This window comes from Pseudoalteromonas sp. TAP-3C (genome assembly GCF_059888565.1).
The window spans coordinates 1,754,856-1,774,890 of record NZ_CM187618.1; the positions used below are offsets into that span (position 1 = coordinate 1,754,856).

General features: G+C 41.8%; 17 protein-coding genes and 1 pseudogene. 4 read left to right on the forward strand and 14 right to left on the reverse strand.

Going from position 1 to position 20,035, the window contains the following annotated elements; all coding sequences use genetic code 11:
- Positions 1 to 39 precede the first annotated feature (39 nt).
- Positions 40 to 729 (reverse strand): aquaporin Z, encoded by a 690-nt coding sequence (gene aqpZ / locus AC6H44_RS08260; RefSeq protein WP_500735014.1) that lies wholly within the window; start codon positions 727 to 729, stop codon positions 40 to 42.
- A 325-nt stretch (positions 730 to 1,054) separates the two neighbouring features.
- On the opposite strand from aqpZ, the gene AC6H44_RS08265 reads away from it, so the two are divergent.
- Together AC6H44_RS08265 and AC6H44_RS08270 are read left to right on the forward strand one after the other, a co-directional pair.
- A complete protein-coding gene (locus AC6H44_RS08265) occupies positions 1,055 to 1,594 on the forward strand; it encodes a DUF7010 family protein (protein WP_500735015.1) in 540 nt (179 codons plus the stop codon).
- Between the two features lie 46 nt (positions 1,595 to 1,640).
- A pseudogene (locus AC6H44_RS08270) lies at positions 1,641 to 1,808 on the forward strand (IS4-like element ISPtu1 family transposase); the annotation flags it as partial.
- A 105-nt stretch (positions 1,809 to 1,913) separates the two neighbouring features.
- Here AC6H44_RS08270 and AC6H44_RS08275 read toward each other — a convergent pair.
- Both AC6H44_RS08275 and AC6H44_RS08280 read right to left on the reverse strand, forming a co-directional pair.
- Positions 1,914 to 2,447: a GNAT family N-acetyltransferase gene (locus AC6H44_RS08275; protein WP_500735016.1), complete on the reverse strand. Its 534-nt coding sequence runs from the start codon at positions 2,445 to 2,447 to the stop codon at positions 1,914 to 1,916.
- Positions 2,444 to 2,713: a type II toxin-antitoxin system TacA family antitoxin gene (locus AC6H44_RS08280; protein ID WP_500735017.1), complete on the reverse strand. Its 270-nt coding sequence runs from the start codon at positions 2,711 to 2,713 to the stop codon at positions 2,444 to 2,446. The genes AC6H44_RS08275 and AC6H44_RS08280 overlap by 4 nt, the downstream gene beginning before the upstream one ends.
- Before the next feature lie 253 nt (positions 2,714 to 2,966).
- Between AC6H44_RS08280 and AC6H44_RS08285 the strand changes: the two genes are divergently transcribed.
- Together AC6H44_RS08285 and AC6H44_RS08290 are read left to right on the forward strand one after the other, a co-directional pair.
- Entirely contained in the window at positions 2,967 to 3,218 is a 252-nt protein-coding gene (locus AC6H44_RS08285; protein WP_500735018.1) for a type II toxin-antitoxin system Phd/YefM family antitoxin, read from the forward strand.
- Entirely contained in the window at positions 3,215 to 3,475 is a 261-nt protein-coding gene (locus AC6H44_RS08290) for a Txe/YoeB family addiction module toxin (RefSeq protein WP_500735019.1), read from the forward strand. The genes AC6H44_RS08285 and AC6H44_RS08290 overlap by 4 nt, the downstream gene beginning before the upstream one ends.
- A gap of 1,107 nt (positions 3,476 to 4,582) precedes the next feature.
- On the opposite strand, the gene tnpC is transcribed toward AC6H44_RS08290, so the two are convergent.
- From tnpC to AC6H44_RS08345, 11 genes are all read right to left on the reverse strand, one after another.
- Positions 4,583 to 6,094, reverse strand: coding sequence for an IS66 family transposase (tnpC, locus tag AC6H44_RS08295; RefSeq protein WP_500735020.1), 1,512 nt, complete (start codon positions 6,092 to 6,094; stop codon positions 4,583 to 4,585).
- A 95-nt stretch (positions 6,095 to 6,189) separates the two neighbouring features.
- Positions 6,190 to 6,537 carry an IS66 family insertion sequence element accessory protein TnpB gene (gene tnpB / locus AC6H44_RS08300; RefSeq protein WP_500735021.1) on the reverse strand — a complete coding sequence of 116 codons (348 nt, stop codon included), beginning with the start codon at positions 6,535 to 6,537 and terminating at the stop codon, positions 6,190 to 6,192.
- The gene (gene tnpA / locus AC6H44_RS08305) at positions 6,537 to 6,833 is read right to left on the reverse strand and encodes an IS66 family insertion sequence element accessory protein TnpA (RefSeq protein WP_500735022.1); all 297 of its coding nucleotides are present in this window, start codon (positions 6,831 to 6,833) and stop codon (positions 6,537 to 6,539) included. Before tnpA ends, tnpB begins: the two co-directional genes overlap by 1 nt.
- 469 nt (positions 6,834 to 7,302) lie before the next feature.
- Positions 7,303 to 7,899 carry a DUF6988 family protein gene (locus tag AC6H44_RS08310; RefSeq protein ID WP_500735023.1) on the reverse strand — a complete coding sequence of 199 codons (597 nt, stop codon included), beginning with the start codon at positions 7,897 to 7,899 and terminating at the stop codon, positions 7,303 to 7,305.
- A gap of 19 nt (positions 7,900 to 7,918) precedes the next feature.
- Entirely contained in the window at positions 7,919 to 8,383 is a 465-nt protein-coding gene (locus tag AC6H44_RS08315; protein ID WP_500735024.1) for a YcxB family protein, read from the reverse strand.
- 250 nt (positions 8,384 to 8,633) lie between these two features.
- Positions 8,634 to 8,891 carry a hypothetical protein gene (locus AC6H44_RS08320; RefSeq protein WP_500735025.1) on the reverse strand — a complete coding sequence of 86 codons (258 nt, stop codon included), beginning with the start codon at positions 8,889 to 8,891 and terminating at the stop codon, positions 8,634 to 8,636.
- Between the two features lie 421 nt (positions 8,892 to 9,312).
- The gene (locus AC6H44_RS08325; RefSeq protein WP_500735026.1) at positions 9,313 to 11,025 is read right to left on the reverse strand and encodes an alpha-amylase family glycosyl hydrolase; all 1,713 of its coding nucleotides are present in this window, start codon (positions 11,023 to 11,025) and stop codon (positions 9,313 to 9,315) included.
- Between the two features lie 89 nt (positions 11,026 to 11,114).
- The gene (locus AC6H44_RS08330) at positions 11,115 to 13,520 is read right to left on the reverse strand and encodes a glycoside hydrolase family 15 protein (protein WP_500735027.1); all 2,406 of its coding nucleotides are present in this window, start codon (positions 13,518 to 13,520) and stop codon (positions 11,115 to 11,117) included.
- 14 nt (positions 13,521 to 13,534) lie between these two features.
- On the reverse strand, positions 13,535 to 15,025 hold the full coding sequence (locus AC6H44_RS08335; protein ID WP_500735028.1) for an MFS transporter: 1,491 nt from the start codon (positions 15,023 to 15,025) through the stop codon (positions 13,535 to 13,537).
- The gene (locus tag AC6H44_RS08340; protein ID WP_500735029.1) at positions 15,018 to 16,874 is read right to left on the reverse strand and encodes an alpha-amylase family protein; all 1,857 of its coding nucleotides are present in this window, start codon (positions 16,872 to 16,874) and stop codon (positions 15,018 to 15,020) included. Before AC6H44_RS08340 ends, AC6H44_RS08335 begins: the two co-directional genes overlap by 8 nt.
- 311 nt (positions 16,875 to 17,185) lie before the next feature.
- Positions 17,186 to 19,981, reverse strand: a complete 2,796-nt coding sequence (locus AC6H44_RS08345; protein ID WP_500735030.1) for a TonB-dependent receptor — start codon at positions 19,979 to 19,981, stop codon at positions 17,186 to 17,188.
- Between the last annotated feature and the right edge of the window lie 54 nt (positions 19,982 to 20,035).

Genomic DNA, 20,035 nt, shown 5'->3' on the forward strand with positions numbered 1-20,035 from the left:
AGCTTAAGTGCTCTAAGTTAAAAGTGAAGCCTAACTAATTCAGTCTTCAGATTTTGCGATAAATCGATACAGCATCGCACCAATTGCAGCACCTACCAGTGGGGCTAACCAAAAAAGCCACAACTGCGCTGTGGCCCAGTCCCCAACATAAAGCGCAACGCCTGTGCTTCGTGCAGGATTAACCGAAGTATTCGTAACGGGGATACTAATAAGGTGGATCAGCGTCAAACTGAGTCCAATCGCAAGCGGTGCAAAACCTGTAGGGGCGCGCTTGTCAGTGGCACCGAGTATTATCAAAATAAACATCATTGTCATTACAACCTCAGTGATCAACGCTGCTTGCATGGTGTAACCGCCAGGCGAATGCTCACCATAACCGTTCGATGCAAATCCACTTGCCACATCAAAGCCAGCCTGACCCATTGCAATCAAATACAATACGCCCCCAGCAAAGATACCCCCCAGCACTTGCGCTGCAATATAAGGAGGGAGTTCTTTTGCGGGGAAACGTCCACCAATCCATAAGCCAACAGAAACAGCAGGGTTTAAATGACAACCTGATATGTGTCCGATCGCATAAGCCATTGTCAACACCGTTAAGCCAAAAGCCAACGATACACCCAACAGACCAATGCCAACATCAGGGAATCCCGCGGCAAGCACTGCACTACCGCACCCACCAAAAACCAACCAAAACGTTCCTACAAACTCAGCTGCATATTTTTTCATTCCTTTCTCCAGTTTTGTTATCAATTTTACATAGGCATAATTATCACTCACTGCGTTAGCTACATTTAAAGCTAAACCCATAATTAGTGTGTTAAATAACTAAACAGACCCTAAATAAACATAGACGAACTTATAAAAATATAAACTCCCCCCACGTGAATAAAAGGCTATTTCAAGATGCTTTAAACACTCGCAGTTACCCAAAGTGTGTTTATTGTTTTGGAACTTAGTTAGGCTTTGTTTATTAAAAAAAACGAGTTAATCTATAGGTCCGTTGTGTATTTCAACAAGTCTGGGCATTACTTAATGCAAAGGAGAGCGTATTTTGACACTAGATGAATACAGAAAAGAATTTGAGCAATCTTCAAACAGATCTATTTCAATGCCGTTTGCTGGAACCATTATTTGGGCTTTAGTTGGTCTTTTTAGTACACAGTTTAGCGCAGATATTTCTATATATATTTTGCTTTTTGCAACAGGTGGAATTTTTCCAATAGCTTTATTAATTGCTAAATTTAGGAAAGAGAACTTAGTTTCCTCATCCAACCCTTTGGCAAAACTAATGGGTCAATGCATTTTAATGGTTAATCTACTTTGGGTAGTTCATATACCATTACTATTAAATGCACCTGAATTTGTTCCTTTGAGTTTAGGCGTTGGGTTAGGGCTTCATTGGATAGTATATTCTTGGATCGTTAACCATCCTGTTGGCTTAATTCATGCCGTACTAAGAAGTATATTAATTTTAGCCGCTTGGTACTTATTCCCTAACAGTAGTATTTTAGCTATCTCTTGCGTTATCGTTTTGACTTATTTAATAAGTATTTATCAAATGTTAACTAGGGATATAGCAAGCACACAATAAGCAATTAAATCAGGCGTTGGCTTTGAAGTTTTATGAAAAAGGTCGCTTGAATGTGCATAGACACTTTCAGGCGAATACGACAAAGAATAGAAACGTACTGTCTTGTTTTAGTTTAGGGGAGCAATACTTCGAAAAATTTGGCTATAAAATAAAATTTAAAAAGTTTTTAGAAGCACTCAACCAATTAAATAAGAATTGCCGTGAGTGCTTGTAGCTTGGATAAAAAATGTGGGGATCCCTCAGGACCTGACCCTACTCACTTATTAAATTTTGAAGTGCGGATCTGACCAGAGCTATAACGCTTTGTTATATTCGTAACTTATTGAGTAAAAAGCTGTTCTACCGTATTCATTGGCAAGAACATACGAATTCGACCGTTATGCTCACATAGAACTTCAAAGCCAAATTTATTGTAAAAGGCTTGAGCAGAGCTAGTAAAACAATCAACCATAATCGCATACGCTCTCATGTGGTGATTCACTTCCCATAAGTACTTAAGTGCCCGAACTAGGCTAACCTTTCCCAAACCACAACCGTGATACTCCTTATGTACGGCAAGTTGAGCAAGTAAGAATATAGGTATGGGATAACGAGGGAGCTTCTTTGCGAGTTGTACAGGTAAGGTTTCGCGGCTAATTGAACTTGCCGCCACACTGTAAAACGCACAAATCGCATACTTTTGATTCAGCAATGGCTGAACACTAGGTAACACCATTGTTCGGCTAATACCCGCTTGCATATGTTTAGCCGCTTGAGTTTTGATAAACGTATTCAACTCTTGCTCACCACAATCAAAAGAGTTGCGATCATGTTTCGATTTACTCAGTTCAACGAACTCTTTACCCCAACTCACTCAATGCTACTATCATCTGTAAATCTCGCCGCTTCAAGCAAAGCCTGATTTGGTGCTTTAGCTTTATCACACGCATGCATAAATTCATCAAAAACGCTGTCCTTAACAACGATACTCTCATGCTCTTCAATTACGTGCGTAGCGTCTTCGTCCATTAACCTAACTACATATTCAGTTAAACTTTTTAAACCAAGTAACGCCGATGCCTTTTCTGCTTTTGCCTTAATTTCTTCATCAAGACGAATATCTAAGCGCGCAGTTGCCATAATGCCTCCTATGTACGGAACCATTCCGTAATCATAAACAGATTATAGTGCACTTAATGAACCAATTCAATGTGTACGGAGAAATACCGGAAGACGAGATAATATAGCGCCCCACCAAGAGGCAAATAATTGTTGGCTAAAATAAGTGAGGAAGGAGCAAAAGCCAACTTTTTTTTGTCTTTTTGAGTGACTTGTTATATGCCAGCGCGCTATACTGTACCAATTAATGTACATGAACACTTTGGAGTTACCTATGGATGCTATAAGTTACACAGCCGCTAGAGCAAACTTAGCAAATACAATGGCGCATGTCTGCAATGATCACGCACCAATTATTATTACACGTAAAAGTGAAGAGCCTGTTGTTATGATGTCGTTAGAAGATTACAACGCCATGCAGGAAACTACATATTTACTAAGATCCCCTGCAAATGCTAGAAACCTTTTAGAATCGATCGCCGAGCTTGAAGCAGGCAAAGGTACTGAAAGAGAACTTCTTGAATGAAGTTAACATTTTCAACAAAAGCTTGGGAGCAATACCTTTACTGGCAAACTACCGATAAAAAAATACTTAAACGTATTAATTTACTCATTAAAGATATTCAAAGAACCCCTCAAGAAGGTATTGGTAAACCCGAGCCTTTAAAACATGGATTATCTGGGTATTGGTCACGACGTATAAATGATGAGCATAGGATCGTTTATAAACAACAAGATGACACGATTTCAATCGCACAGCTGCGATACCATTACGGCACATAACGCTTTGCTCAGTGCTTGCCTCAATTCTCGGTTCCAAGCTTGATAGCCATCAAAATTCAAAGGGACTCCATCACCAACGTGAAGATCTAATTTTAGATTATTGTCCGAGCCACAGAGAATTAATATCTAAATATTAGCCGTAACCAACAAAAAGGCAAGAAGATAGACCTGACCCTGACGCCGCGCTTGACCCTGACGTCGCGCTCTGCGGCAAATTTGAAGCGTAGCGTAAAATTTGTCCGACAGCAGCGCTTTGTTACAAAACAGGTAAGTAAGAACACGGCAAAATTAAGTAGACTGCGTTGTTTGTTTTAAGGTTTTTTATAAACATTTTTTAAGCGATACGCAGCCTTAGGCTCACTCGGCCTGAAAAAACATAATCAAGCTGTTCCCCAAAGCTTCTATCAATTTATTTACTATAAATAAGTGTCAACATCAGCAACGGGCTTGTCCAACAATAGGATTAAGTTGCGGCTTCGCGCAACCTATCCTTATTTATTAGGCTATCTACTCTACTGCCCCACAATCTCTACACTTGCGTTTTCCTTGGGTTTTAATTTCATGACCCATAATGCTTATCCAGTTGTGTGACTCTCTACCTAACTGTTCATCCCCGCATCTTTTGCATTTTTCTATCATTCTGCAGCTAGAGTCTTTTCCGTTCTTCTCATGCTGGTGAATAACTTTTTGCTCTTGATGATCACAGTGAATACAGTTTCGAACTGAATCACAAGGATTGTTCATGCTGTTATTCGTATATTTCCAATCTGAAAACTTATGACTTTTCTTCGTAACATACTCATTGCAATCTGGACATGTTTTCTCTAAATGGCACTCAGGCTTTCCTTGTATATGTGAATATTCACCTGTATGCCAACCTGTCATGCACTTCGCCGAATTCGCGACACTTTTAACTTTGTCCCAAAATCCCATGTTAACTTCTCCTTTTATTTATTGAATAAATGTATCTCTCGCAACATTTCCGATTGTATTTGTTGTGATCGAGTCAAAACTGCCACCAATTATACCCCCAACTAAAGGGACCGCTTTACCAAGGTTAATAGCACCTTTCTCTCCGAACTTAGGTAAGCGTCTAGCTAACGACACCTAGCCTTGCTTAATATTCCAAGGTAATAGCGATTCAAGGTCTCCTGGCTGCTCAGCAAGGTGCTGTAAGCAAGTAGAGATATAGTCATGCACCACAAGGTCATTTACCTTTGCGGTTTCAACAAGACTATAGAGTATAGCGCTGGCATGAGCGCCATTGCAGGTGTTTGAGAACAACCAGTTTTTTCGCCCTATTACGAACGGTTTTATGGCTCGCTCTGCTCGGTTATTATCAATACTGAGCCTGCCATCATCGAGGTAACGCTTGAATTTATCAAACTGATTTATCGCATAGGTAATTGCTTCACCTAACGCCATTTTTGGTGGGATTTTATCTTTATGCTTGAGTAACCATTGATACAATTCATCAACGATTGGTTTGGCTTTTCTCTGCCTAATCTTGAATTTTTCATCGTGCGATTTATCTTTGATGGCTTGCTCAATACCGTAGAGCTTACGAATAAGGTTTAGTGCTACATCCGCTTTAACGGTTTTTTTATTATTGCCTTTAGCCTCGATGAATTTACGACGTATGTGGGCTAAGCACGCAACCAGTGTTGCATTCGTTTGCTCGTAAGCCTTGTAACCGTCAACGTGCATGTAGCCTTCGTAACCATCAAGGAAATCAACCGCACATTGGCCTGCGCGACTGTTATGGTAATCAAACAAGACAATATTAGTGCCTCTACCTGGTTTATCATCGCCGCAACAATACAGCCACATATAGCTGGTTGCTTTATCTGCATTAATGACGTTTAACGGGGTTTCATCGCCGTGAATAACCGGTTGAGATAGCAACACGTCTTTTAAGCGTTGATACAAGGGGGACAACAGGTCTGCGCAGCGTAATATCCAGCTCGACATGGTTTGTCTGCTCAACTCAATACCAATATCGCCTAACATGGTTTCTTGGCGATAAAGTGGTAAGCCAAACTGGTATTTACACATGATTATTTGGCTCAGCAGGCTGGGCGTTGCAATACTTTTTGGGATGGCTGTTGCGGGCATAAGGGCAGTTTTTACCACGCTTTCAATGCCTTCACGCTCACAGTGACGGCACGTATATTTTGGGCGAATGGTTTTGATGACTTTGATATGCGCTGGCACAAACTCGAGTGCTTCACTGCTGCTTTCACCCATTTTGTGAAGGGGGCTTTGACAGCAATCACACATTTTTTCATCCTCTTCGAGGTCAATAACCACCTCAATTCGCGGCAACTGCGCTGGCAGTGGCCGGCGTTTCGGTTTGGCTTTTTCTTTCTTTACTGAGGCTGATGTGGCCAATAGCGCTTTATCATGTTCATCGAGAATATCTTCTGCTTCATTGAATACTTCGCCTGCACCTGGCATCTTTTCAGATTTCTTGGCGTACTCTTTGGCTAGTTTCGCGTTATAAGCGTGTAGCAATTCGTGAATGTGCGCGTCTTTTTCAGCAACGACTCGTTGCAACTCAAGCACCATGCGCTTGAGTTGTTCTGGGTCGTCAGGAAGTGAGTGTGCATCAATTTTCATGTTCGCAATTTAACAGAATTTGACGGTGTTTTCTTGCTTGGCGCAAAGATAAAACAAACGGTGTGGCAACGATCATTTACTGCCAATATGCTCGATTAGATCATTGATTGATACCGCAGTTCTTCATGGCCAAGCACATCATATCCCGACAACAACCAATTCAGTTGCTGAGGACTGAGTTCAAATTCTTGCAGATTGGCTTTGTTTGGCCATTTGAACTTTTGTTTTTCTAACCGCTTGTACCACAAAGCAAACCCCGTTTTATCCCAATAAACCAACTTGAGTTTATCCTTCGCTTTGTTGCAAAATAAAAATAAAGCGCCAGTATAGGCATCACGTTCAAGCTCACCTTCAACGAGTGCAACCAGACCATCAATCGATTTTCGAAAATCCACGGCGTCACGATGCAAGTAAATACACTTAGGTTCAACAAACATTTTCATCAGGCAAGCTCGCGTAATAATTGGCCTAGATAAGATGCAGGCGTTGTGGGAGGCAAACTGACATTTACTTTTCCGACTTCGAGGGTAATCGACCGTTGCTGTTCGGTGGCGTCAACGTGTTTAGCTACTTTAGCGCGAACAAAGCTGCCTGATGATTCATTAAGCTTACTTCGTGCGGCATAAAAGCTTGTTTTTGATAAAGCATGTTGCTGGCAATAGTCAGTAATCGTTAAATCGCTGGCTTGTTGTTCTTCAATAATACTGCGCCACTGCTCAAGGTTACGTGTTTTTCTCATGGCTATCTCCTCATTGATATTCAGAAATAGCTTAATCGGTTTGACGAGTGACTGGCAGGTGCACTTTGCTAGACGCTTACGAACTTAGTAACGAGCCTGAATCCAACTTTTTGGTTGATGGCTGTAATAGTCTTTCCAGAAATAGACTTAATCGCATTCGTTGTAAGCTTAGTTCCAATAGTAATGCCAGCACCCTTCATTATATCTTTAGCTGAGTTTCCAGTGAGGCACACATAAACCAATGACTTTACTTGGTCGTCTTGCACGTCATGCCCGCCCATATGAGCAATAGCAGCGATCATTCTTATTTGCACATATAGCACGCTTGTTATATTTGCTGGTAACGTTACCGGCATGGTGATAATCCCACCTAAGCCCGACAAAATACACCAGCAGGGTCAGGTCTTGCATCTTGCCTTTTACGATAAGAGGCAAAAAGAAAGACCTGATCCTACTCACCCGGAGCTTGTTATGAATTCTTTGCACATTCTTGCATTTTATCAACAAAGTCTTGTGCGTTTACTTTGCTCATGTCAGTTGCCATACCAGCAACCTCATAGCCTGCCATGATACTAATAGCATTAACAAACCACACAATTTCCTTAATTTCTTCAGGTTTATAATTTGCTTCAATTGATTTGTCTGTATTTCTACGAAATGCTTGATGAGCCCCTGTATGGGTTAAGCTCTTAAAAAGTTTCCAGTTAGTTTTCTTTACAGTGCTTAAGAGCCCGCCAGAATATCCATCTAACTTTTCTATATCATCGATATATGATTGAAAAGTGAGGTCAAGCTTGTCTTTCAAATAAAGTCTGGTTTGTTTTTCGTTAGCGCAGTTACTCAGCCAAGTTCCTCGAACATAAGCTTCTAATGCACATCTAGCTAACGAAAAAGCCGAACCATATACTTTATTATCTACCAAGATGAAAACCGCAAGTTGATGTTCCATCGCCATATCCAAACAAGCTGCAGCTGCCCGTGAAGTGTCGTCAGCGGGAATAGTTAAACCGTCTAGCTTCAGATGAAGCCACCTTGACAAATCTTGTGAATATTTCACCAAGTCCATTGGTATTCCTAACGTTGCATTAACCGGCGCCGGTTTTACCGGCGTCCGAGTTGAATGCTTTGTTAGGCGCTTGCGAGGCAAAGGATTCAAACAGTTTCAGCTGATTCTGATCGAATACGCGATAGGGAATTGGCATAGCTCCTCCGGCGGCTAGTTCTATAAGATATGCAGTAGACAAGTGACGTACTACCGAGACCTCTTCCCAGCCGCTCGAGGCTGAACCGCCCTTAGAGACGCGCGTAAATCCCTCTTTATTGAACGTAAACTCACAGACTCCAACCTTTGCTTTCTTCCATCTAAAAACCAGGGGAAGCAAAACCGCGAATATCACCTTCTCGGAAATGGCCCAGTTCCAAGGAAAGTACGGATTGCGATCCGGATGCTTAGCTTCCAGGTGGATTGGTGTGAAATCACGAACTATCTGTTTGTACTCGGCAAGGCCGTAGTCAACAGTTATGGTTAATGCTTCTGGATTTTTTTCCATGTTTCGCCTAACGAGACTGTAGGATTACTCCAACAGCCAAAAATTCAATTAAAAAACGAGATCCTGTAATTAACTCTAAGCGTTTTTAAAGCATTAGGTAATGCATTTTTGGAACCCATAAAACAGGCTGTTTTTCTTAAAAAAGAGCAATTCTACAGCCTCAACGCCCTAATAATGGGAAAAAAATTGTTTGCTAAAATGTTGAGGGACGAAAACAGCAAACTGTTTTTTGTCCTTGTTTATTAGCTTGTTATAAGCCACTTTGCTCTATTTTTGTTTGTAGCAATGTAATACGTGAATTAAGCTTTTTAAAAGCAATTTGAGCATAAAAAAAGTGCAATAGAAAAGCAATAAAGCCAGAAGCACCAATTGCAATGACAGGCTCAGTGTAAATCAGTAAAGCCAGAATAACTGCTGAAAATATAATACATAATAAAAGAAAGTGGACTGAGCCAAACATTCTTCTATTTTGCTTTTCTAATTGATAGGTATGTGAATTTAAATCCAATAGTCTAAACCTCCGTGGCATATAACAATTTTGCCTACGACATATGTCGTTTTATAAACCGAAGAATGCTCATATATTACATTGAATTTATATTAGCCCTCAAATAAGCAACTGTAAACAATTAGTAAACTTCGACTCATATTTTATAAGTGTACAAATACACCAAAATAGTGGAGCTCAGTAATATTGGACAAAACCCAAAAAACTGTCTATGTGTACAGTTAATTTCTTTTTAAAGATTCATCCTATGAAATCACCTTTTTTAACTGTGATTGCCGAACTAATGTGTGTATTTAAAACGCCGTACTAAGTAGTAAGTGGTGGTTAACTAGAATGTAGCTATGAGGTGATTCTTTTAAAACACGAAGTATATTCACTAAAAGGGGCTAACGTATGTTAGCCCCTTTTGTGTGTATTTTATTTACAGTGTGTTGTTTAGTAACAACAAACCATAGGCGGCGAGTTGTTCGCCATTGAGGTCGTGTTGCCAACTGGCGGTTAAACCGTCACGAGCGATGTTAGCAACAATTTGAGGGTTAGCACTTAAATTAAGCACGAACACACTTTTACTGCCGTTTAACTCGCGGGTTATTTCAACAAGGCCGTTGGTATGTTGAGTTAACGCGTAGCTGCCTTTAATGCCGAGCTCTGGACGTTGTTTTTTCTGCGCGATTAAGTGCTGATACAAGCGCCAAAGTGAGTCAGGTTGTGCTTGCTGTACTTTAACATTGCGATCACCTGCATCAAGCTGCTCGGCTAAAAATGCTGGCCACCAGCTTGCAAAATCTTTACCAAATAATTCACTGTGTTCAACCCAGCTCGTTTTAGCTGTGGTAAAGCCGGCTTGATTGCTGTTGTCCCACTGCATTGGCGCGCGTTTATACACATCGTGACCTGTGCCACCTTGTGTTAGGCCTATTTCTTCGCCGTAATAAATATACGGCGTGCCTGGGGAGCTAAATAACATGGTGGCGGCCAGTTTTGCTTTATCGTCGTGCTCTGCAAGTTGATAAGCCACACGCTCTTGGTCGTGATTAGTTAAAAACGGTGCAAAAAAATCAAGCGGCGCCGTTGAATCAATACGCTGTTGTAAATTTTGTTTAAGCACATTGGCATCAACGGTGCTCGCTTGTTGGTTAGATTGCATAGTGCCAAATTGCGCTTCGCCACTGGCATCGGGTTTTAATAAGCCCAGTATTTTATAGCCCACTTCAAAGTCAAAACCTTGGTCGAGCCCTTTGCCTGCGCCAAAGTATTTTGCCGCAACGGGAATGTCAGCCCAAGCTTCACCTACTAAATACGCCTCTGGGTTAACGCTTTTTACGTATTGGTTAAAGTGCTGCCAATATGCTATGGTTTCGTCAGTATCGGCTTGTTGATTGCCGCCGCTTTCCATGGCAAAGCGCACAGCGTCTAATCGAAAGCCAGCAACACCTTTATCAAGCCAAAACTTAGCCATTTTTTCCATTTCGGCAACAACATCAGGGTGGCGTAAATTTAAATCAGGTTGGCTTGCTCCAAACGCACCATAGTAATACTGCTGGCGTGTTTCATTCCAATGCCATACCGCATCGGGTTGGTCGTTATTACTCCATGCGTGGCCCCAACCACTTCCTGCTTTTGGCATATCGTCGCGCCAAATAAAGTAATCTGCATAAGGGGCTTGTTGTTTTGCTGAACGCTGAAACCATTCATGGTTACTTGATATATGATTAATCACTAAATCGAGTATAACTTTCATGCCTTTAGCATCAGCAGCTTGTATAAAGGCTTCAAACTCGGCCATGCTGCCGTAGTCGTTTTCTACTTGGTAAAATTCAGTAAAGTCATAGCCATGATACGACGGTGCTTCAAACATCGGGGTTAACCACAGTGCATTTACGCCGAGCTGTTGTAAATACGGGAGCTTTTGGGTCATACCATTAAAATCGCCATGGCCATCAGCATCGCTGTCGTAAAAACTGCGTGGCCAAATTTGGTAAAATATCGCATTTTGCCACCAAGGCGTTGCGTGTTGCTCAGTGTTAAGTTGCGATGTTTCGGTGTTATTCGTGTTGTTATTTAATGATGGTGCGCTTTGGCAGCCTGTTAGCATAAGTGCCAGTGCCAACGCGCTCAAGGTAAAGGTTTTCATTACAGCCTCTTGTTATTGTTATAAATAACATAGCCGTATTTCACTACGGCTATGTTAATTAACCTGAACTGCGGATAATTAGTTTGCAGTTATTTTAGTGCTTTGGTAACAACTGGGTAGTGATCCCATACTTGCTTGTCGCTTAATGAGCGCACTAGCTTCACGTATTCTGCGTGTGTCCACGCCAGCGGTGTGGCCGAGTTAGTGCCTTCGCCTAACGTGTACCCTGCTTTATTGTTGCCTACGCCGTCCCATACTTGTTCTGGTAGCATCATGCCTTGGTTAGCAAATTGCTCTAGGCCTTTTACATAGCTATTTTTAATAGCCTGCTGTTTTGCTGCGTTTAATGACTGCGTAGCATTTGCTGCGGCTATTTCATAATGGCCCCGTTCGCCAGTAAAAAACGGCCATACACGACCACGTTGGCCTGGGGTATTTTGTTCGCCTTCTGCGTAGTTTGCGCCGGTTACTTCGTCTTCACCGTAACCATCGTTGCCATAGCGGCGAAAGCCCGGGAATGAGCCACTGCCATCGCTAAACTCAAAACTGTATTTAACTTGTAGGTTATCTATTAAGCTTTCGTCATCGTATTCGGGGAGGGTTTTTACTATGCTCGGCGCTAGTGCATCACGCACACCATAGCGTACCAGCTCTAAAAATCCACCATCGAGTATTTGCTTTTTATTAAAGCCTTCACGGCCGTTATTGGCGTTGATTTTGGTATTTGAGTTGGCGTTTTTATCTTGGCCGATGCGAATAAAATATTCACCATCTGAGGCGTTTGATTCTAAATTACCTGCGGTGGTAAACATCAGTTTTTCAATATCATTGTTGTAATTTTTAGCCGTTGCAAGGTAGCGTTTTGCGTTTTTATCATCGCCAGCGAGTGTTGCAATATCAGCGGCGGTAATTAATCCTGCTATAACCGCAGCGCTCGTTGATGGCGAATACCCTTCTTGCTCTTCCCAGCGTTCTTGTTGTGTGGCCGGTGGGGTTATTTGCATATCGTTCCAAAGGATTTTAGCGCGCCCACCGTCTACCAAAAAGTCAGCGGCCGGTTTTAACATGCGGGTATACCAATCAGTTAATTCGGCATCACTTAATACGTTCGCTTGGTGCAGTTTCCACGCCAGCATGAGTGGCATTGCAGTTTGATCAAGTTGTACGCCTACCCATTCTAGTTCGCCGTCAACGTGTGTTTTTTGTAAAAACCACCCTGTATCGCCGTTGTTGCCTGGGGTTTTACTGTTTACTTGTACTTTTTCAAGGTATTCGAATGCGGTTTTAGCTGTGGCGTTATCGCCCATGGCCATAAACGCCATGGCAACTTGATAAAAGTCGCGCACCCATACCGCTTTGTAACCAGTAGAGCCTGATTTAGCTGATACGGTTTCACCCCATGGGTTAGATAAAGAGGCAATAAGCGCACCGGCATGGGTTTTATCTTCTTGGGCTTTGAGTACCATGGCGCTGGTATAAAGTAACTTGCCGTTGTCAGCCGTTTGCGTTGTCATTTTATTAATAGGCGCTAACGAGGTTAAGTAATCTTGCCAACCCATTGCTTCGCCTTTGCCATTGTAGTTATCAAGTACCGATTGATACCCTCGCGCTAAACTTGCTTGGCCTTCTTTAAAGCTGGCTTGCTCGCTTTTGCCAAAGCTAAGGGTTAAATCAAACTGACTATTTTCACCAATTTCGCCCAACTCTGCTAGTAAACGAACATTCCCCGATTGTTCACCGGTAGTTTTATAAACGCGGGTAAGCTGCTGAGTTGTTTTAAGCTGGCTTAAACCATCGCTTACGCCTGTAAAACCAACATTTGTTTGTTTAAATGGCTGTGCACCTTGCAATGACAAGTAATTATCGCCCTGCCACGCTACCAGCCCTTGCTCGGTGGTTTTTGCAAAGTCATCTAAGCCGTTGTTGTTTATATATGGGTTAACTGTTACATACGCTCTTACACCGTCAAGCTGGGTATTAAAAATGCTGCGTACAAATAAGCTTTGCCCATCTGGATCAGTAAATATGTGTTTTTCGAGGCTAAAGCGACCTTGCTTATCTTTGCTTACCACTTTATAAGCAAGCGATAATGGCCGACCTGCTTCATCTTTATATAAATAATCGATTGTGACATCGAGCTCATCGGTTTCTGTGACGGTAAAATCTTTTCCAACTACAACAAATTGCATGTCTTTAATTTGCGCTTGGTGAATAAGCCCAAACATGGTTTCGGTGATCATGCCTTTAGCAATCGAAAACCACACTTTTGAGACTTTACCAGTTGGCGCTTGTTCACTATATTGGTTATTTTGGTATTGCTCAAAAGACGTGCCAATCCCCGTTTTACCCGCGTATGCCCAAAATGGCTCGGTGCCAGGTGCACCTGGGGCAGTTATTAGTGTTTGCACTGCGGTGTTGGTTTGCGCGTTTTTTACGCCACACCCGACTAAACCTGTTGCCAAGATTGTCGCGGTGATTACGTTATATTTTTTCATTTTTATACCCTCAATTAAGATTGTTTAACACGCAGTACAGCAATCGCAGCCAGTACAAAAGATACACCACCTAACATCAGTGCATAAATAGGTTGATTATCGAAGAAATGGCGTAATGTTAAGCCCAGTACACTGGCAGCTAATAATTGTGGAATAACGATAAAAAAGTTAAATATTCCCATGAACACTCCCATTTTATGGCTAGGCACTGAGGTACTTAACATGGCATAAGGCAGTGATAAAATAGATGCCCACGCAAAGCCAACTCCTATCATGGGCCAAATAAGTAAACTGGCATCGTTTATAAACATGAAACTAAAAAGCCCCAATGCCCCTAAAATTAGGTTAAGCGCATGCGCTAACTTTATACCAATACGCTTTACGATGATCGGAATACATAAAGCAGCCAATGCAGCAAAACCGTTGTAAGCGGCGAATAAAATACCCACCCAGTCTGCACCGTTGTTATAAACTAACGAGCTGGTATCACTGCTGCCATAATGAAAACTGGTTACCGCTGAGGTGGTATAAATCCACATAGCAAACAACGCAAACCAACTAAAAAATTGCACCCATGCAAGTTGTTTCATGGTCTCAGGCATGGTGAATACATCGTTAATAACTTGGTAAAAGCCGCCGCTAGTGGCGTGCTTTGACCTAAGTAGCCCAGCAATAAATTGAATAACGCCAAAACTCACTAAACCACCAGCCAGCAAGTAAAGTTCTTTTTCAAAATTAAGCCCTGTTACAAGCCCTAATACTGCTAAACCTAAAAAGGTGAAAATAACCCCCCCTTTATTAAAATTAACGTTATTGGCTACAGCTTCGCGTGCTTGATGGTCGTCTTGCTCGTTAAAACCAGCGAGTTGCGCTGGTGAATATTCTTTGGTGGTTAATATTGTCCAACCAACAGCAATGAATAAAATAACACCACCAAAATAAAACGAATATTTGACCGAATCAGGAATTTGCCCCGCCGGTGCGGTATTGGCTATATCAAACCAATTGGTCATCATCCAAGGGAGTGCTGAGGCAACCACTGCGCCCACACCAATAAAAAAGCTTTGCATGGCATAGCCGGTAGCACGCTGTTTTTTTGGCAGGTTATCACCTACAAGTGCTCTAAATGGCTCCATAGTGACATTGATTGAAGCATCCATAATCCACAACATCCCCGCTGCAATCCAAAGCGTAGGAGAATTTGGCATAATAAATAGCGATAGCGTGGTCAATATTGCGCCATATAAAAAAAACGGACGACGACGACCTAACTTGCCCCATGTTTTATCACTCCAATAACCAATAATTGGCTGCACTATTAAACCGGTTAGCGGCGCTGCAACCCATAAAATGGGGATGTCGTCGACATTAGCGCCAAGGGTTTGAAAAATTCGGCTTACATTACCGTTTTGCAATGCAAAACCAAATTGAATGCCTAAAAAACCAAAACACATGTTCCATATTTGCCAAAAACTTAAATCTGGCTTGTTTTTATTATTATTCATTTTCAGCCTTATTAGTTAAAACCGCACTACTGAGTGCATCAAGGGTCAGTGTAAAGGTGGCGTTTTGTTGATCAGTGCTAACCAAAATACCATTATGTGATTCTAATAGGTCGTGTAACGTTGAATTTGATTGAAAGGTGGTTGCTTGGTTTGGCGTAAGTGTCACAGTAATTGTTTGCGCCTGTTGGCTAAAGTTACTTAGTACCCAAAGTGATTGCTGACCCAAAGTACGCACAAAACCAACAACCTTATCACTTCCTGTTACAAGCAGCGGTGCCATATCGCCAGCCACAATAGCCGGCAAGTTATTCAGTGCCATAATTGCGATGTAATACTCACGCAAATGCTTTTGTTCAGCCGTTAATTGTCCACCATCGAACTTGCCGTTGTTCATCCACGCTTGATGTGCAGGCACACCTATATAATCGAAAATACTGGTGCGCGTTGGGCTACCAAAGCCCGCGTTTTCTGAACCATCTTCCCCCACATCTTGACCAAAATAAAGTAAGGTTGGCGAACGACTGATTAAATTAGAGACCACCATGGCAGGTTTTCCCCATGCGGCATCACCCGCAAAGTCAGAACTGGCAATGCGCTGCTCGTCATGATTTTCTAAAAAGTGCAGCATGTGCTGCTCTATATCTGCCACAGCTTGCTGCGCACTAAACAAGGCTTTAGCGGGTTGTTTGCCTTGCATTATTTCTTTTAAGGTATCGTAAAAGCCTACTTTATCGTACAAATAATCCATTTTACCTTGATGAATATACGTTCTATACATCAATGGGTTGTAAACTTCGGCAAGTAAGAATGCATCAGGTTTATGCATTTTTATTGATGAATTTAAAAAGCTCCAAAATTCAACCGGCACCATTTCGGCCATATCGTAACGAAATCCATCAACGCCTTTATCTAGCCAATAAAGGGCAATGTTTCGAAATTTGTACCAGCTATTAGGCAGTTCTTTACCTTGCCAAAAGGCGTAATGCGCACGGTAATCTTGATTTTCTAACCCTTTTGGTAAACTAGGAAAGTCTAAGCTGCCGTCGGGTTTAACCCCATAGTTTACTTTAACTGTTTCGTACCAATCGTTAATATCGGGCTTAGCAGCGCGAGCACCGTTACCGGTCCATTTGGCCGGTGTTTCATTAAATTTACCGTCAGCGAGTGGATGTGAATCACCACCAAGTACTTGGTAATTTTCGCTCGTTGGTACATTAAATGATTGGCCTGTAACGTAGTAAAAATTATTGTCGCGCGCATACTCTACATTGGTGTCATCTTGTTCACCAAAGTCTTTTACACCGTGGGGTTTAGCCACTGAATGATAATTTCGTGCAACATGGTTAGGTACAATGTCTATAATTACTTTCATGCCATGAGCATGGGTGCGCTCAATAAGTGCGCTAAACTCTTCCACTCTGTTAGTCACATTAACAGCTAAATCAGGATTTACATCATAGTAATCTTTAATTGCATAAGGCGAGCCTGCGCGGCCTTTTACTACATCTGGGTCGTCTTGTTTTATACCATATTGAGTGTAATCGCCTACAAGAGCATGGTGTAATACGCCGGTGTACCAAATATGAGTGGTGCCAAGATCTTTAATGCCACTTAGCGCAGCGTCGTTAAAGTCAGCAAATTTGCCTACGCCATTTTGCTCTTTAGTACCCCATGGAATATTGGCGGTTTGCGTATTGCCAAATAATCGGGTAAACACTTGGTAGACGACAGGTTTTACCGGCTCAGTTTGATTAACAACCGGTTTTAATGCTGCGCTTTTATCATCATTGCAACCTTGCACGAGTAATAGGCTAGATAACAGCAGTGGTATATAAACTCTTTTTTTCATTGTGTGTGTCATTTTTATTTCAGTGTTGTTATGGGTTTATACTAAAGCTAAGTAGCGCTTGGTTACAGTTGCTGCATACGTATTCACAGGTCTATTCAGTGCCAATTAATCCGCATTTTAGAGGCCCGTTTACTCCTTTCATCATAAGAGCAGTAAGCCTTGACCTACCATGACTTGCTGCCATGCCTCTTGGACAAATAACTCATCGCCCACACGGACAATTTTAACCTGTGTGCTTAAATTATTAGGTAATATCATCATAAAAAAGCCCCTGTAAAAAAATCACAAGGGCTGTTGTATTGCGTTAGTTGTTATAGCTTGTAACTAAAACCTAACAAAAAAGTACGGCCATAGTCTTGGTAGTCGCGTACTTGAAGCGCGTTATCACCTTGCAATGATGTGAATGGTTCTTCAGTGATATTCTGTACTTGGAATTGCACTGATAACCCTTCTAAGCCAATGATACCAGCATCACTAAAGTCATAACCAACTTGTGCATCCCAAATTGTTTCTCCTAGGATATCTACTTGCTGTGTTGCAAAGCCTGAACCGTATATATCCCCTTTAAAGTCACTGCGCTTACGCATGCTAGTACGTGCTTGAAAGCCGTAACGCTCGTAATAAACAGTTAAACTATCAATTTTGTCTGATAGACCTGGTAATTCATAATCATTACCATTTTGATCTGTTAGGTCTTGTTCAACCCCTGTATGACTTGCAATTAAACCAAAGCCTTCTAAAGACTCATGTAATACACTAAACGGGAATGATAATGACAGCTCATAGCCCCATAAGTTACCATCGCCGCCATTGATTTTACTTGAACGGGTTGCGGTGTTTCTATCCGCTGGAGGGACTTCACCTGTCGCTGGGTCTTTTTTACCTGTTACATCAACATCGTAACGCTCATCAAAAGTCCATTGATTAATGTCTTTATAGAAAAGTGCCGCTGAAAAATAGCCTTCTACGTTAAAGTAATTTTCGTACGTTAAATCAAAACCTGTTGCTTCTTTTGGTTCAAGCTGGGCATTACCACCAGAAATAGACCAGTAATTGCCGCTGTCATCGGGTTTTTCGGTATTGTAGCTCGTTTCAATCGATGCATGCATTTCATCAAGGCGGGCACGCGAAATGGTTTTAGCCGCACCAAAACGAATGGTTTGTTCTTGATCGATTGCAAACGATAAGTTTAAGCTTGGTAATACGTTTGAGTAGTCATGACTAATATTGGTGGTTGATGCAACGACTAAATCATTAATATTTGACGCTTCAAAGCCTTGTGACGATTGCTTTGTACGAACATAGCGTACACCCACATTACCTGTTACCGGTATACCGCCAATCTCAGCGTTAATATCTGCTTGAATAAATGCGGCGGTTACTTCTTCTTGCACTGTCCACGAGCGCGTTAAATGTTTTTGATCCGTTAGGCTCTCTTGTAATAAATCGTAGTAACCATCGTTTACTAGGCCATTGGTATCATAGGCAATCATGTCACCCATGCCAATAAAGTCTAAATTAGCAGAGCCTAAACGGTATTGCTCAGGTACTGATAGCATACCTGGGTTATCTAAAGAGAAATCTTTTAAGGTCATAAAGTAACCTTCAGACGTTTTTGTTTTCTCTCGGTCACGGTAAGACATACCAAAATTAATACGGCTAACATATTCGTTATCAAGCACTTTACTTGCCGCTAGCTTAAACGTTGAAAGCTCATCACTAATCTCTGGTGCATTGATGAAGCCGTCTTGTGCTGTATTTTGATAAGCTGTGTCATTTAAACCATATTTGTTATTAAGTGCTTTACTCGCGCCCCAAGATAATGGGCCACCTAATTGAATTAAGTCATAGTCGCTGTAATCAAGCTCATGAGTAAATTGCGCGCCTGTGTTCCCACCGTTAAACGCATAACCAATGTTATCGGCTATACCGTTTGAGTCACCACGGCCAGTGCCAGAATAACTTTCTATACTCCAAATAGTGCGGTCTACTTCTGCACGACTTGCGTCAAATTCAACTGACCACTCATCGTTTATATCGTATTTAGTATTAAAGCCAAACTGCGTTAGCTCAGCTTTTCGATCTTCATAATCGTTTCGTACAACAACACGTTGACCTTGTGTTGTAGCGCTGGTAATAAAGCCTGATTGCTCATCAATGGTCACTGAACTCGGTGCTATTGACCCTTGCCCCCATGCAAAAGGTACTTCAATACCACGGAGGATTTTTTCATCGTTAAAATCAACATAAAGTGCGTCAAAGGTCATATTTAAACGATCTGTTGGCGCAGCTTCTATAACAAGCATTGCAGAGTCACGCTCAAGGGTTGATGAACGCACGAATGGTTTTGCACCGCCTAATATAGAGTATGTCTCACCACTGTCTTCTGTAAACTCTGGGTAGCCCCAAGAATTCCAACGTTTCTCTTGATTTGGTGAACTCATGGTCGTGTACGCAAATGCCACGCCTATGGTGTCATCTGCAAATTGATCAATATATGAAAATGTACCACGGTAGCCTTTATCGTCGCCATCAGGGTTTAATTTATCAAAACCCGTTTGCTCTAATTGACCATTAAACATGATCACCTGCTCACTTTTACTTAAAGGCTTTACCGTTTGCATGTCGATAACACCGGCAATGCCTTCAGCTTCAATACTGGCATTCGGTGTTTTGTAAACAGTGACACCACTCATAATTTCTGATGGGTAAAGATCAAACTCTACCCCGCGGTTGTCACCTATAGACACTTGCTCACGACCATTGAAGGTGGTTGCACTCTCATTTTCGCTAAAACCACGCACACTGACACGACTTGCACGCCCATCTAAGCGCTGCGCCGTTAAACCAGGTAAACGGGCGATTGATTCAGCAATTGACGAATCAGGAAGTTTACCAATATCTTCTGCAGAAATTGACTCAACAACCTGAGTTGAAAAACGCTTAGTGTTAATTGATTCAACTACACTGCCTCGAAAGCCTTTTACTTCTATGATCTCTACGTCTTCATTTTTTATTGTTTGTTCTTGTGCCGCAGAAGTGGCAAAGCTAGATAATCCGGCTGCAGTGAATGCTAGCGTTAATATACTTGGTTTGAACATAGCCATAATGTTTTCCCGTTACCCATAATGTGATACCCGCTTACTTGCTTAAGTGATAGT